Annotated in this window: 2 protein-coding genes; both read left to right on the top strand. The window is 38.4% G+C overall.

Going from position 1 to position 674, the window contains the following annotated elements:
• On the top strand, positions 1-191 hold a 191-nt coding region (lepB, locus tag GMD4S_RS09915), incomplete at its 5' end, for a signal peptidase I (RefSeq protein WP_000300264.1).
• A gap of 44 nt (positions 192-235) precedes the next feature.
• A partial coding sequence (locus GMD4S_RS09910) for a Spy0128 family protein (protein WP_000750687.1) occupies positions 236-674 on the top strand: 439 nt, incomplete at its 3' end.

Genomic DNA, 674 nt, shown 5'->3' with positions numbered 1-674 from the left:
AGCAGGATATCTACAAAGAAACGCTGCTCTATAAGGAAGGGGCTACCTTCCCAATGAAAGTCCCAGCAGGACAACTCTTTGTCCTCGGGGACAATCGAACAACGGCTGTAGATAGTCGTGCTTTTGGAACCATTCCTATACAGGATACCCATGGCAAGGTGGTAACAGTCTTAAGGCGACGGGGCTTTTGATGATAATTTATGTAAAAAGAAATTTAAAAATAAAAGGAATAATCATGAAAAAAACATTTTTGAAAAAATTAGTTACTGCAAGCATTGCAGCTGTAACCGCCTTGTCGGTCTTTAGAGGAGTGCCAACATTTGCGGATGATAATGATGTGGCAACTGCCAAAGCAACTGGTGAAACAAGCGCAAAAGTTTCTATTAATAAGGTGTTGAATATTGCGGAAGGAATTACAACACCTGAAGCAACCTTTACTTTTACTTTCACCCCTAAAACTGGTACATCATCAAATGGTGCACCTTATGAAACGATTGATTCTTCTAATGGTCAAATTACAGATAAAAATGTATCATATTCTGGAACAGACGTTTTAGCAACTGGACAAACTAGCATAAAGAAAGAAACCGGCGATATTTTTAGAGAAGTGAACTATACACATGCTGGTGAATATGTCTATACTGTTGCTGAAAAACAAAATGTTGGTTGGAAAG

The organism is Streptococcus sp. GMD4S (assembly GCF_000296955.1).
This window is presented reverse-complemented; position numbering and strand designations above follow the sequence as displayed.